Genomic DNA, 14252 nt, shown 5'->3' with positions numbered 1-14252 from the left:
TTCCGGCCTTCGAGAAGACTATGCACGGTCCGTTCGGAGATGGAAGAAGGGCGCTTCTTCCCCTGCAAGCCGTCTCGGTGCCTTTGTCAACCCCAGCGAAGTCTTTGACGAGATATTCAGTACAGTACTTAAGTTTCGATCTCGGGTCGATTTTTGAGCGGCAGGTCGACCTTCCCTCATTTCCTCTTGTTGCATTCGGTTGGATTCGGATTGTAACTCCAAGTCGATAAGCGGGGATCACGGCGTGTCATGAATGGACAAACTGCGGCCAACTCATACCGGCAGGGAAGACAAAACGCTTTCCCCCGTGTCTCCGGGACAACGGCACCCGGGCGAAAGACGGCCTTGACGGATTTCCTTCACCGTGGTATTGTTGCACACAGTGTTATAGGGCAGTTATCGCCGTCCCGCTGTTTTTCGGAGGTTGTGCGTATGTTGCGTATTATGGGTTCGTCCCTTGTTCTTTCGGGTTCGTATTATTACTACGGAACCAGGCCCTTTGCGAGGAGGCTGGAGCCGTAGCTTGTAGCACGTGCGGGACGGGCATCCAGAAAAGGTTCGCAAAAGGGCTCTTTACCAGATTCAACGGTAAAGGGCCCTTTTTTATTTCAGATTTTACTTCACCTATCATGTCATGAAGGGAGTTTTCAAGTTGGACGGACAGGTAAAATTCTTTGGCAGCGCGGCGTTTCCCCTCGAGATGCACAAGGTGCGCATCGTCCAGAAGCTGACGCTGGTGTCGGTGGAGGAGCGGGTTGCGGCCATTCGGGAGGCGGGCAGCAACACGTTCCTGTTGAAGAACGACAAGGTCTTTCTGGACATGCTGACGGACAGCGGCGTCAACGCCATGAGCGACCGACAGCTGGCGGCGATGATGACGGCGGACGACAGCTACGCGGGGTCCATGAGCTTCGAGCGTCTGAGGGCGGTGACGCAGGATATCTTCGGCAAGCCGTTCCTGCTCCCCGTCCATCAGGGACGGGCGGCGGAGAACATCCTGGCCAGCGCCCTCGTCGGGAAGGGTGGCGTCGTTCCGATGAACTACCACTTCACGACCACCCGCGCCCATATCGAGCGTAACGGCGGGAGCGTCGTCGAGCTGTTTCTCCCCGAGGCGCTGAACCTGGACAGTACCGACCCCTTCAAGGGCAACATGGACACGGCCGCCCTCGACGCGCTGCTGAAACGCGAGGCGGGCAACGTCCCGTTCGTGCGCATGGAGGCGGGGACGAACCTGATCGGCGGCCAGCCCTGGTCGCTGGAGAACCTGGAGAGGACCTCGGAGGTCTGCCGCCGGCATGGGGCCCCGCTGGTCCTGGACGCCTCGCTTCTGGCCGACAACCTCTATTTCATCAAGACGCGCGAGGCGGCCCAGCGCGGAGCCACGATCCGCGAGATCACGCGCCGCATCGCGGATCTCTGCGACATCGTGTACTTCTCGGCCCGCAAGCTGGGGTGCGCGCGCGGCGGGGCGATTCTGACGGCCGACCGGGCACTATTCGAACGCATGCAGCCGCTGATCCCCCTCTTCGAGGGATTCCTGACCTACGGGGGCATGTCGGTGCGGGAGATCGAGGCGATGGCGGTGGGGCTGGAGGAGACGATGGACTTCGACATGATCCGCCACGGGCCGGAGTTCATCGCCTTCATGGCCGACGAGCTCGACGCGCGGGGCGTCCCCGTGGTGAAACCTGCCGGTGGATTGGGTTGCCACCTGAACGCGCGTGCGTTCCTGCCCCACGTGCCCCAGAATCGGTACACGGCGGGCGCCCTGGCTGCCGCGGTCTTCATCGCGGGCGGGGTGAGGGGCATGGAGCGGGGGACGCTGTCGGAGGAGCGCAACGAGGACGGAAGCGAACGTCTGGCCGATGCGGAACTGCTGCGGCTTGCCCTGCCGCGGAGGGTCTTCACGATGTCCCAGGTGAAGTACGCCGTCGACCGCATCCATTGGCTCTTCGAGAACCGAAATCTGGTCGGCGGACTCGAGTGGACGGAGGAGCCCAAAATCCTGCGCTTCTTCAGCGGAAGGCTGAAGGCGGTAGGGGACTGGCAGGATCGGCTGGCGGCAAAGTTCAGGGAGGACTTCGGCGACAGCCTGTAAGGTTTCGGGAACGAGGGAGGCCGCAGGGTCTCCCTCGTTCCGGCTACGTGGCGGCGCCCCGGTTCTTCAGCAGTTCGACGATCGCCGTCCTGGCCTCGGAATCCTCGTTCTCCTCGGTCATCATCAAGGCCGTTCGGCCGTCCTCGCCTTCTGCGTTGGGGTCCGCTCCGGCCCTCAGCAATGCCGATACGATCTCCGGGCCCGTGTTGGTCGCCGCTGCCGCCATCAGCGCCGTCCAGCCACGCTCGTCCTTTTCATCGACGTCTGCACCGGCCTTCAGCAATACCGACACGATATCCGGATTGCTGTTTGCCGCCGCCGCCAACAACGCAGTCCAGCCGTCATTGTCCTTTGCGTTGACGTCCGCTCCGCCTTTCAGCAGGACGGATGCGACACCTGGCTTCGGATTGTTCAACGCCGCATGTATCAATGCCGTACAGTCGTTTTCGTCCTTTGCGTCGACGTCGGCCCCGGCATTCAACAGAGCCGATACGACAGCAGGATTCGAGTTATAGGCCGCCGCGCCCATCAGCGCCGTTTGTCCTTCCTTATCCCTCTCATTGACGTCCAGCCCGGCCTTAAGCAGCATCGCCGTGACGTCCCGGTTCGGGTTGGAGGCAGCCCACCTCAATGCCGTCCAGCCGTCCTCGTTCCTTGCGCCAAGGTCCGCTCCGGCCCTCAGCAGGCTCGAAACGACAGCGGGATTGGAATTATGGGCTGCCGCCCACATCAGAGCCGTGGCGTTGTCCTCGCTTTTTGCGTCGACGTTCGCACCGGCCTCCAGAAACGCCATAACGACAGCTGGGTTCGAATTGTAGATTGCCGCCCACATCAACGCGGTCAGTCCGCCCTTATCCTTCGCGTCGACATTCGCGCCTGCCCCGGCCAGCAGCATCACGGCATCCGGATTGGAGTTGTACTGCGCCGCCGCCATCAACGCCGTATAACCCTCATTGGTCCCCGCATTGACGTCCGCCCCCGACTTCAGCAATGCCGACATGATCTCCGGATTGGGGTTGCGGGCCGCCCACATCAATGCCGTCAATCCATCCTCGGTCCTCGCATCGACATCCGCCCCGGCCTCCAAGAGCGCCAGGACGATCCCCGGCTCGGGATTGTTCGCCGCCGCATACATCAGCGGCGTCCGCCCGTTCTTATCCTTCGCGTCGACATCTGCCCCGACCTCGAGCAACACCGACACGACCTCAGGGTTCGGGTTATGCGCCGCATACATCAATGCCGTCCAGCCGTCCTCATCCTTCGCATTGACGTCCGCCCCGAAACTGAGGTCTTCCCTAACCGCTTTTGGGGTCCCCGTCCTGCAGCGCGCGAAAAACGCCATGGTCGCGCCCCCAAACAGAAGTGCCCTCGTCCTCCTCCAAATTCCTCCAAGCATCTCCATCCCTCCACTTGAAAAAGGAATTACCTCGCTGCGCCCGCGCTCGTCAGCAGCCTGACGATTGCCGTCCTGGCCTCGAGATTCTTATTCCTCTTCGCCGCCGCCAGCACCGTCTGCCCGTTCCGGTCCTCTGCATTGACGTTCGCCCCCGCTTCCAGCAGCACCGATACGACCCTTGGATTCTTGTTGTTCCCTGCGGCCTGCATCAGCGCCGTATGTCCGTTCTCGTCCTTTGCGTTGACGTCCATCCCCGCCTTCAACAGCATCGACACGACGACCGGATTCGAGTCGTGCTGAGCGGCCGTCATCAGCAGCGTCCAACCGTCCTCTCGCTCCAACTTGACGCCCTTTCCGGCCTTCAGCAGCATAGCCACGACGTCCGGGGCGGGGTTCACCCCCGCCGCGTAGTCCAGCGCCGTCATTTTGCTCTTGTCCTTTACACCGGCGTCCGCTCCCGCCTCCAACAGCAAGGCCACGACATCCGGATTGGGATTCTTCGCTGCCGCCCACATCAACGCCGTACGGTCCTCCTCGTCTTTCGCCTCGATATCCGCACCGGCCTCCAAGAGCACGGACACAGCTTTTGGGTTTTCATTCTTCGCCGCAGCGCGCAACAGCGCCGTACAGCCCCCTTCGTCCTTTGCCTCGACATTCGCCCCGGACCTCGACAGCAGCGCTGCGACGTCCGGGTTGGAATTTTTGGCCGCCGCCACTATCAACGCCGAGTCCCCGTTGTCCGCCCTCGCGTCGACGTCCGCTCCCGCCTCCAGCAGTACCGACAGGATATCCGGGGACGGATTGTTCTCCGCCGCCGCTATCAGCGCCGTTGCGCCGTCGTTCGCCCTCGCGTTGACATCCGCCCCGGCCTTCAGCAGGGCCACGACAACATCCGGGTTCGAGTTGTAGGCTGTCGCCCACATCAGCGCCGTTATTCCGCTGTCGTCCTTTGCATCAACCTCGGAACCGGCATTCAGCAGTTCCAAGGTCACATCCGGGTCCGGGTTTTTCATGGCCGCCATGATCAGGGCCGTCTGTCCGTCCTTCTCCCTCGCCCCAACATTCGCCCCCGCCTTCAGCAACGCGGATACGACGGCCGGGTTCGAGTTGTAGGCCGCCCACATCAACGCCGTGTGTCCGACCCTGTCCTGCGTGTCGACATCCGCCCCGGCCTCCAGCAACACCGCCATGACCTCCGACTTCGAGTCATGGGCTGCCCACATCAGCGCCGTACTTCCTTCCTTGTTCTTTGCGTCGATGTCCGCCCCGGCATTCAGCAGCGCCGATACAACTCTCGGCTCGGGGTTCTCCTCAACGGCCACCATCAAGGCCGTAACGCTGTCCTCACACCTCGCATCGACGTTTGCCCCGGCCTCGAGCAACACTTCCACGACCTCCGGGTTCAAGTTGCAGGCCGTCCACATCAGCGCCGTTATGCCGCGTTTGTCCCTTGCATTGACGTCCGCCCCGGACCGGAGGGCCGCCGCGACGGCTTCGGGCGTTCCCGTCCTGCACAATTCGATGAACGTCGTGCCGGTTGCAGCCGCTGCCGAAGCCGCCTCCGCGAACCGCGGCGTCCCTGAAATTTTTTTCGGTACACTGCCGATTCCCCCAAAAATTCCATGCACCTTCACTACCGCCTTTCCAAAATCGTCTTGAATGGATTTCGCCGCTGAGTCCGCCGAACCTGCGATGATGATATTGAAAGTTCGTGTAGGCAAAACAATTATAGGATGGAAATTCCCCGGAGGAATGCACGCCCCGCTCTCGAATTATAGGTTAACTCGGCGCCTCCCTTGGTATAGAATATCGGTATCGAAAGATTCGGAGTCGATATCCCAAGGGCATGGAGGGCGGCATCATGGGCAAGAAGATGAAGAACATCGGCATCATCACATCGGGTGGGGACTGCGGCGGACTGAACGCCGTCGTCCGCGGCGCGGCCAAGACCGCCATGGCGCGCGGAATCGGGACATACATCATCCCCAACGGGTACGCGGGGCTCTACAACCTGGTGGACTTCGAACGATTGGTCTTCCTGGACGAGGAGCGCACGGACCACGTCAACTCCGCCTTCGCGGGGAGCGACGCCGGCCACAGCCGGGTGAAGATCTCGAAGATCCCCGACCCCGACAAGTACGACCGCATCCTGCTGGGACTGCGGAAGTTCAACCTCGACGGCCTCCTCATCTCGGGCGGGGACGACACGGGAAGCGTCGTGGTGGACCTCGCACAGAACGGCATCGCCTGCGTCCACGCGCCCAAGACGATGGACCTGGACCTCCAGACCTACTCGGTGGGCGGGGACTCCGCCATCAACAAGATATCGCGCATCGTCGAGGACCTCAAGACCACGGGCAAGACGCACAACCGCGTGATGATCGTCGAGGTCTTCGGCCGCTATGCCGGACACACCGCCTTCCGCGGGGGCGTGGCTGCGGATGCGGACTGCGTCCTGATCCCCGAGATCACGGTGGACTTCGACGCGGTGTACGATCACGTGAAACACTATTACATGCGGCGCATTTTGAACTCGGACGTGCACTCGGGGACCTACGTCATGGTCGTGGCCGAGGGCGTGAAGGGGGAGGACGGCAAGGTGTTCTCGGACAGCGGGGACAGCACGGACTCCTTCGGGCACGTCCGCCTGGCCGGCGCGGGACGCTACATCCGCACCCGTCTCGAGGCCATGATGCGGAAGGACCCCGCAATCCGCCAGTTCATGAAGGTCTCGGGCATGTTCGTGCCGGGGGTCTTCGAGATACCCGAGGTGCGCGAGGTCATCCCCGGGCACATCGTCCGCAGCGGGGCCACCTCCGCCTACGACGTCAACTTCGGCAAGGAGATCGGCTCGGCCGGGGTCATCCTCCTGGACGAGGGCTTCAGCGGGGTGACGGTCGTCGAGGTCCACGAGGGACATATCCGCTACATGCCCACGGAGCGGGCGATCGAGCAGCGGTTCGTCAACCTGGATGCGGTGACCTTCTACGAACAGATGGACGTCTGCTTCGGCCGCAGGCCCCAGACCTACGTTCCGGTGATCGAGGAACAGACGGGGCCCGTCGAGCGGTTCATGTAAAAATGGCGGAGGTCGGATCATGGCGGGTGAAAAGATATGGAAATTGGCTTTGGCGGGCTTCGGCTCGGTGGGACGGGGTCTTGTCGAGCTCCTGCACGAGAACCGCGGAAGGCTGGAGGAGCGCTGTGGGTTTCGGGCCCAGGTCTGCCTGATCGTCTCGCGCTCGCATGGAACGGTGCTCATGCCCGACGGACTGTCCCTTGGGGAGATCCTGCAAACCTTTGCGGAGACCGGGCGGCTGGGGACGGCCTGTAAAGCCGAGGATAGCCGGGCCTCCTTCGAGGAGTTTCTTGCCCGCTCGGGCGCCGAGGTGCTGATCGAGGCCACGCCCACGAACCTCGATGGCGGGGAGCCGGGGTTGTCCCATGTGCGGTGCGCGCTGGAGCGCGGCCTGCACGTCGTGACCTCCAACAAGGCCCCGATCGCCCTGGCGTACGACGAGCTGAACCGTTTGGCGAGGGAGAGGGGGGTACGGCTGCTCTTCGAAGGGACGGTGCAGGGCGGTACGCCGCTCCTTGCAATGGCCCGAGAGGGACTTGCCGGCTGCGCCATCGAGGGGGTTCAGGGTATCCTGAACGCCTCCACCAACTACGTCCTGACCGAGATGGAGAAGGGCAGGACCTACGAGGAGGCCTGCGCCGAAGCCCGTTCCGCCGGCGTGCTGGAGGCGGATCCGACCCTGGACGTCGAGGGGTGGGATGCGGCGGTCAAGCTGGTCATCCTCGCCCATGCCCTTTTCGATGCGAACATGCGCGTGGAGGACGTCGACAGGGAGGGAATAACCCGCGTGACTCCCGAGATGATCCGCGACGCGAAGGAGCGGGGAGAGCGGATCAAGCTCCTGTCCGAATTGAAGCGGGAGGGGAGCGCCCTGAGGGCCTCCGTTCGGCCGACGTCGATTCCCCTGTCCAACCCCATCGCCGCCCTCGACGGTACGGAGAACATCGTCACGCTCTATGCCGACCCCCTGGGACCGGTCACGCTCCGCGGGAGCGGGGGAGGCGGGCGCGAGACCGCACAGGGCATCCTCGCCGACCTGCTCTCCATCGCGCGCTACGCGCAGGATGGAGAACGGCACAGCACAGGAAATAAATGAGGACCGAACGGACAGGTTCGTCTTCGGGGAAAGAGACGAATCGATTTAAGAGATGATGGACACGACGAACGGCTCTTTTTCCCGTACCTGGGCGGAGCTCCTGCTGGCCGCGGTGATTCTGGCCAGAAGCACCTCCTATGTGATGACGAAGATCGGCCTTCAGGGGATAGCTCCCTTCTCGTTGCTGGGCATTCGCTTTATCACGGCGTTTCTCTTTCTCCTTCCCCTGGGATGGAGAAGGCTGAAAAGCGTCTCCGCCGGAACTTGGCTGAGGGGCATGCTGCTCGGCACCTCTTTCTTTGCCGTCATGGCCGCGGAGGTGTTGGGGCTCAGAACTACGGAGGCCTCGGCCGCCGCATTTTTGGAGAACACCGCCATCGTATTCGTCCCTCTGTTAGAGGCCGTTCTGCGTCGTTCTCTGCCCGATATCCCCATTCTCCTCAGCACCCTCGTCTCCTTCTCGGGGGTAGCCCTGCTCACGCTGAAGGGGGGATCCTTCTCCATCTCGCAGGGGGAATCGCTGTGTCTGGCCGCGGCGGTCTTTTATGCCTGTACCATCATCCTTACCGATCGCCTCAGCCGAAGGGACGATCCCCTGGCGCTCGGCATCCTGCAGGTAGGGTTCATAGGGCTGTACGGCATAGTCATGGCTTCCCTTTTCGAGGTCCCCAGAATGCCGGCAACGGCTTCCGAGTGGGGTGTCATCCTCGGGTTGGCTGTGGTGTGCAGCGATTTCGGATTCACGCTCCAGCCTCTGGCGCAGAGCGGCACGACCTCCGAACGTGCAGGACTGTTCTCCGCCTTGGGCCCCCTTGGAGCGGCTCTTTCCGGATATGTGTTCCTGAACGAAAGGCTCGGCGCCACGGGAGCCTTGGGGATGGGGCTGATCTTGCTGGGAATGCTCTTCGGGAGGCGTCCGAGGCCCCACCGCGGGAGGGCGTGACGGGCCGGTCATTCGTCCGCGCTCTCCTCCTCGTTTGTCAGGGGCTGGCCGACGGCAAGTATTACGTGCTGGAGGGCGTGAACGTCGGCGGCGCTCAGGGCAGCGGCACCGTGTCGCTCACCTACAGGCCGGAGACGTACGCCTCGGGCGACTTCACGGTCAGGGCCCACGTCGTCTCGCAGGAGGCGAACGCGGCGAACACTGTGACAAACACAGTCGAGCAGACCGTGCACGTCGGCGCCGTCAACAGCGGCTACGACCTCCAGATCGCCTCCGCCAGGGGGGCCGAGGACACGCGGGTGCAGATCCAGGTTGAGGGCACGGGGCTGGTCGACAAGGACGGGTCGGAGCAGGTCGTCGCGGCTAAGCTGGAGCACGTCCCGAACGACTACAAGGTCGTCGTCGGGGCCGATGCGGCCAGCGCTCGGGAGGCCCAGAACGTGGGTGACGGCACCTGGGGCATCCCCCTGACACCGGACGGCAAGCTGCCCGGCTACATCGCCGTCGAGGCGCCGAAGAACTTCAGCGGCACCGCGACGGGCATCACGCTGACGGTCTACTCCGGCGAGAAGGGGCAGTCCCCCAAGGCGGACGCCCAAACTTTCGACGTGGTGTTCGACGCCAAGGCGGACGGGCTGACCATGAACCCCACCCAGACCTTCGGCACGGCGAACCAGGACATCCGCATCAACCTGAACGCGACGGTAGCGGACACGGACGGGTCCGAGACCGTCACCGTGACCCTGAAGGGCCTGGGATCGGGCGCCACCTTCACCAAGGGCAACGCGGCCTACGACGCGGATTCGGACACCTACACGATCTCCGGCATCGCCGACAACGAGGTGCCCGACCTCGCCTTCAAGACGAACTGGAACCTGGACAAGGACATCACCGTGACGGCGAAGACCGTGGACGTCGCCAACGCCGGAACGGCCAACGAGAGCACCGATACGTCCCTGGAGGTCAGCGGGACGTTCCACGTGACCGTCACCGGCGGCGCCAATCCGCCGATCCCGCCGTCGCCGATCGTGGGGCTCGGGCGCTCGGCCTCCATCTCCGCGCTCCCGCCGGGAGCGGAGGAGGCGGAATCGCTTCTCGACGCGGACGGGAACCTGATCGACCTCAGCCTGGACTCGGCGGCGGCCCTTGATGCCTCGCTGCTCGGGGAGGGCGCCCTTTCGGAGGGGACCGATGCAGAGGCCGAGGCGGCGATCGACGAGGCTGCGGCGCTGCTTTCGGTGGATGCCGAGGCGCTTAACACCGACATCCCGGACCTTCCGGACACGGAGGACTCCGGGACAAACGAGCCGGCGGAGGGAACGCCCCTTCCGGATCTCGCGGGTGGAGCGGCGGATACTTCAGCCTCGGTCGAGGAGCTTGCCGGAACGGCGGACCTTCCTGCCCCGGATCCCATCGACACGGTCGACACGGGCACGGAGGCCGGTACCTCGGCGGACAGCGTTCCGGACCTGGACGACGCGCCGCTGACGGAGGTGGCCGATACGACGCCCGCCGAAACGGCACCCGACGGGGCCATGTCCGAGCCCGGGCCGGATTTGGACAATGTGCCATCGGCGGATGCAGTCGAGGACGCGCTGGAGCCGGGCAGCGTTCCTGCCGAGGACTCGCTCGACCTGAACGGCGTTGCGGACATGGGTGCGGCGGACGAAGGGGCTCCGGAGCTGGGCAGTCTGACGGCGGACGACGTTTTGGACGTGGGCGGCGGCGATCTGCCCCTGCCCGGCGAGGACGCATCGGGAGCGATCCCCGAGGTGGAGAGCGCACCGGAGTTCTACGCGCCCCCCGTCCCGGACGCCGCAGTGACGATCGCTCAGGAGATGGACAACGCCATCCAGCCGTAACGGCGGATCAAAGATTAGGGGCGGACCAAAAGTCCGCCCCTTCCGCGTCACGCTCTTTGCCGACCCCTTGGGACCGATCATGCTCCGCGGGAGCGGGGAAGGCGGGCGCGAGACCGCACAGGGATCCTTGCCGACCTGCCCTCCATCGCGCGCTACGCGCAGGCCGAAATGTATGAGACAAAAGGATAGGGAAACGAAAACAGGAATGGGGGATTTTCCATGGAACATGTGAGCAGCAGTTTCCCAACGTTCCTGAAGCGAGAGAATACAGCCCTGGAGGGCCGCGTCCTCTTACCGCAATGCTTCGATTGTTTCAAGGGAAAGCTCGGTCGCCTGGGCGATCTGCTCCGGGGTGAAGCCCAGCTTCAACATCCGCCGCGCAGTGAATGCGATGCCTTCATTTCGCCCCAAAGCGATACCTTCGTTTCGCCCCAAAGCGATACCCCTGGCCTCCACCTTGTCCAAAATACTCAGCATGGTTACGCTCTCCCCCTTTTCTAATTGATTCTGTGCCTCCTCAAAACGGTTATCGCGCGTCAGTGCCGAAAAAAGCTTCAATAGCGCGTCCACATGCTCAATGGTCCGACATGAGGGAACGTAGTCCTGATTTCTCCTCATCTGTACGAAGTAGTCCGCCACAATCCTGAAATCACTTGTAAACCGCTCAACCAGATCGTCCGCCAGAAATGATATCTCGAAGAGGTTGATCCTGTAGTCGTTCACAAACGGCCTCAATCTCTCAGAGACCGGGATCCTCTCGTACAAAGACCGGGACGCCGTCCAGGGTTCCTCACCAAAGTAAAGAACCAGCGTCACTACAGGATAGAGAACACCCTTCGCAAACAGCTGCCCACGATAATCCGCCCCGTCATACCCCAGTATCCGAAGCGGCATGTCCCGGTCGATCCGGGTCTGGTTCTCGAAGCCGATCAGAGAAACGACAATACCCTCGGATACCCAAAGCTTGGAGACATCACGCTCCTGCTCCCGGAGCTTGCCATCGGCCTTGTACAGGGTACGAGCCTTCGCATCCCGGAGATCGTCGGGACAGACTTCTCTTTGCCCGTTGAAGAGCAATACGTTCACGATATCGGCAAAAACGTCGTTATAGGCCTCAAGGTATTTTTCCGTGATGTCCCGATCGGACATGCGTCTTCCCGCCTCTCCTGACCGGCCTCATTATAGCAAAACCAAATTCGCTGGCCGCCTGTTTCGAGAGGTCCGGCGGGCCGGTCACTCGTCCGCGCTCTCCTCCTCGTTTGCCAGGGGCTCGCCGATGATCTCGCCCCTGCGGCAGATACTCTTCATGTCGCAGTACCGGCAGGAGGGCGAATCATAGAAGGGCGCGAACCGCCCCTGCTTCAGCACCCGTACCGCACAGGCCATGGCGTAGCCGGCCTCCTCCCGGCGCTCGTCCAGGGTACGGCGGTTGTTCCTCGTCTCGCCGGCCAGGACCTCGGCATAAACGCCCTGGAGGGCCGTCGAGAAGGTCCCGGCGATCCCCCCATCCCGATGCCCCAGGAAGTTGACCCCCGCAAGCGGCGCATCGGCCTCGCGAGGTCCGTACATCAGGGCATAGGCCGAGAGCTGGAGTCCGCGGACGAGCTTTGACGGCCCTCCCTCGTACCAGGGGTACCGCTCCAGGTCCTTCATCCCCTCCTCGTACCGCACGCTCCTTCCCGCCTTGTAGTCCGTGATGACGGCGTGGGCGCGTCCGTCCCCGTCCTCCAGGATCTCCACCCGGTCGCATCGCCCGGTGAAGCGGACCCCATCGACCTCCAGCGAAAGCGCGGTATCATCCTCCAGGAGGACAACCCTGTGGCGGAATCCGCTTTGCCCCAACCGCTCCAGGATACGCGTCTGAAGCGCCGCCAGCCTTCGTATCCGAAACCGCAGCACCTCCAGGGCGCGCGCCAGACGGCAGTCCCGAATCAGCCTTCCGAACGCCCCGTAATCCTCATCGGACAAGGAGAGCGAGCGCCACTCCTCCTCCACAGTCTCCGGGAAGGGCTCGCCTCCACGGCCGAATCGCCTCCAGACCCGCTCCCAGAACTTATGCGTCAGCGAGCCCCATTCCGCCGCGGTGGCGAGCTCCAGAGACCTCTCCCTCAGCCCGGCCTTCCGCTGCAGCCAGTAGCGCAGAGGGCATTCGAGGAGTGTCTGGAGGTCGCTGACCGCGAGCGCCGGAGGGTTGTTCTGCGGCTCCGTTCCTCCGCCTCCTCCAACGGATACGCCAGGGCGCGGGGCGGCTGCGAGGGGATCGGCGTCGACCTCCGGAAAGATATGGCCGCTGTCGGGCAGGAGGATATCGACGCCGGCAGTGGGCAGTTCCTTCAGCGTCCATCCGTCTGCGTCCGCTTCCATGTCCGCTTCGACGCCCGCATTCATGTCCGCCATAAAACGCTCCAGGAAGGGCGTGTCCGGCACGGGACGTCCATTTTCGTCCGTATCGGCCCTGGACAGGACGGTCAGGGACTCTCCCGTCCGGATCAGGCGGCGGAAGAGGGCCTCCCTTTGAAGATGCTTATCCTGAACGGAGGGCAGCCAGGCCTCCGCCTCGGCGAGCCGCTCCCGTTCGGAGGGGCCCAGAAGCGGCGAGCCGGAAATGCGGCCCGGCCAGTTCCCCTGGGAGACGCCGAGCATGACCCAGACGGGATGGGAGGCCAGAACCGGGGGGGGCCCCAGATAGAGCGTCAGCGCCCCCGAGAGCGGGGGCTCCGGGCGGATACGGGTCTGGCGGCACCAGCTCAGAAGGAACTCCACGGCGTCGTCGCCCTTCAGGGGCGTTCTTCCGGCAGGGCCGATGTCCGGCAGGAGCTCCCGGAGCGCCAGGTACTTCTCGTGCACGGACTCGATGGCGGAGGCGGTCGCGCGTATCGCGCCATCCAGCTCGGGGCAGTTCAGGGGCAGGGCCTTCATCCGGTCGAGCCAGAGCCCCTTTCGCGTCAGGAATCGATGGAAGGCCCCCATCAGGTCCGACGGGGTTCCTCCACGCTGCAGGGCCCTGCAGAGTCGCTCCGTCGCCGACAGGGCCGCGAGGGCGTGTCGAGGCACTCCGCCCCGCAGCCCCTCGGAGACCTCGCCCTTTGCCTCTCCCTCCACGATGAAAGCCCTCCACGACGCAAGGCCGCTCGGCCCGGCCCTCAGCGCCTCGGAGACGGAGAACGCGTCCCCGGCGAGACAGGGCTGAACCAAGAACAGGGCCGTCTCGTAGGTTGGAAGCCCCTGGGTCCAGAGCGGCCATGCGGCGGACAGCGAGCGTCCCGGAAGGGTTTGATCGATCGACGGCCCCTCCGACGCGGCGTAGGGAATGGAGTAGCGCCTCAGAGCCTCGGTCGCGAGTTCTTCGTCGGCCGCGGGCGACATCATGCCGACGGCCCCGAATCCGGGAAAATCCATCTCCTCGGCCAGAGGCCCCCCTCCAGCGCTCCAGAGGGCGAGCATGCGCGCCGCGGCCTCCGCCTCGAGCTCGCTCTCGCGGGTCCGTAGCTGAAGGATGAGCCCCGGAGCGCCTTGCGGGGATTCCTCCCAGACGAGCCCCTCCAGCTGATGCGCGGCATCGTGAAAATCGGAGAGTCCCGTCTCGGGCTTCAGCACGACGACCTCCCGGCAGAGGTCGTTCAGCTTCTTGATCAGTCGCACCTGGGCCTGGGTGAAGGAGAGGAAGCCCGTGAACACCATCGTGAAGTCTTCGCCCCATGGCAGGGGCTCGCGCTCCAGAAGTTCCAGCGTCATGGTGCAAACCTGGGCGCTGTCCATCAGTCCGTTGGCGGAC

9 protein-coding genes are annotated in these 14252 nt (G+C 63.7%); 5 read left to right on the top strand and 4 right to left on the bottom strand.

Translation table 11 applies throughout. The features are described 5' to 3' along the window. The first annotated feature begins 652 nt into the window (after positions 1–652). A complete protein-coding gene (locus Q0176_RS09165; RefSeq protein ID WP_299301898.1) occupies positions 653–2101 on the top strand; it encodes a tryptophanase in 1449 nt (482 codons plus the stop codon). A 43-nt stretch (positions 2102–2144) separates the two neighbouring features. Here Q0176_RS09165 and Q0176_RS09160 read toward each other — a convergent pair whose 3' ends face one another. Beyond that, the gene (locus tag Q0176_RS09160) at positions 2145–3443 is read right to left on the bottom strand and encodes an ankyrin repeat domain-containing protein (protein ID WP_299301896.1); all 1299 of its coding nucleotides are present in this window, start codon (positions 3441–3443) and stop codon (positions 2145–2147) included. 80 nt (positions 3444–3523) lie between these two features. Then, the gene (locus Q0176_RS09155; RefSeq protein ID WP_299301893.1) at positions 3524–5125 is read right to left on the bottom strand and encodes an ankyrin repeat domain-containing protein; all 1602 of its coding nucleotides are present in this window, start codon (positions 5123–5125) and stop codon (positions 3524–3526) included. Between the two features lie 233 nt (positions 5126–5358). Between Q0176_RS09155 and Q0176_RS09150 the strand changes: the two genes are divergently transcribed. The 4 genes from Q0176_RS09150 to Q0176_RS09135 are packed head-to-tail and all read left to right on the top strand — an operon-like array spanning position 5359 to position 10477. Then, complete coding sequence (locus Q0176_RS09150) at positions 5359–6576, top strand: 6-phosphofructokinase (RefSeq protein WP_299301891.1); 1218 nt, start codon at positions 5359–5361, stop codon at positions 6574–6576. Between the two features lie 19 nt (positions 6577–6595). Next, positions 6596–7672, top strand: a complete 1077-nt coding sequence (locus tag Q0176_RS09145; protein WP_299301888.1) for a homoserine dehydrogenase — start codon at positions 6596–6598, stop codon at positions 7670–7672. A 52-nt stretch (positions 7673–7724) separates the two neighbouring features. Further along, on the top strand, positions 7725–8615 hold the full coding sequence (locus tag Q0176_RS09140; RefSeq protein ID WP_299301885.1) for a DMT family transporter: 891 nt from the start codon (positions 7725–7727) through the stop codon (positions 8613–8615). After that, the gene (locus Q0176_RS09135) at positions 8612–10477 is read left to right on the top strand and encodes a hypothetical protein (RefSeq protein WP_299301882.1); all 1866 of its coding nucleotides are present in this window, start codon (positions 8612–8614) and stop codon (positions 10475–10477) included. The genes Q0176_RS09140 and Q0176_RS09135 overlap by 4 nt, the downstream gene beginning before the upstream one ends. A 291-nt stretch (positions 10478–10768) precedes the next feature. On the opposite strand, the gene Q0176_RS09130 is transcribed toward Q0176_RS09135, so the two are convergent. Together Q0176_RS09130 and Q0176_RS09125 are read right to left on the bottom strand one after the other, a co-directional pair. Further along, positions 10769–11626, bottom strand: coding sequence for an Rpn family recombination-promoting nuclease/putative transposase (locus Q0176_RS09130; protein ID WP_299301880.1), 858 nt, complete (start codon positions 11624–11626; stop codon positions 10769–10771). Positions 11627–11710: 84 nt separating this feature from the next. Further along, on the bottom strand, positions 11711–14252 hold a 2542-nt coding region (locus Q0176_RS09125), incomplete at its 5' end, for a PD-(D/E)XK nuclease family protein (RefSeq protein ID WP_299301877.1).

Source organism: uncultured Fretibacterium sp. (assembly GCF_938040765.1).
Lineage (GTDB): Bacteria > Synergistota > Synergistia > Synergistales > Aminobacteriaceae > CAJPSE01.
Note: the sequence above shows the minus strand (reverse complement) of the source record. Positions and strands in the feature narration are given on the sequence as shown.

What these genes read in the sequence shown, in the direction of transcription:
- Q0176_RS09160 (WP_299301896.1), bottom strand. Translation starts at nt 3,443, where the DNA reads ATGGCGTTTTTCGCGCGCTGCAGGACGGGGACCCCAAAAGCGGTTAGG.
- Q0176_RS09150 (WP_299301891.1), top strand. Translation starts at nt 5,359, where the DNA reads ATGGGCAAGAAGATGAAGAACATCGGCATCATCACATCGGGTGGGGAC.
- Q0176_RS09145 (WP_299301888.1), top strand. Translation starts at nt 6,596, where the DNA reads ATGGCGGGTGAAAAGATATGGAAATTGGCTTTGGCGGGCTTCGGCTCG.
- Q0176_RS09140 (WP_299301885.1), top strand. Translation starts at nt 7,725, where the DNA reads ATGATGGACACGACGAACGGCTCTTTTTCCCGTACCTGGGCGGAGCTC.
- Q0176_RS09130 (WP_299301880.1), bottom strand. Translation starts at nt 11,626, where the DNA reads ATGTCCGATCGGGACATCACGGAAAAATACCTTGAGGCCTATAACGAC.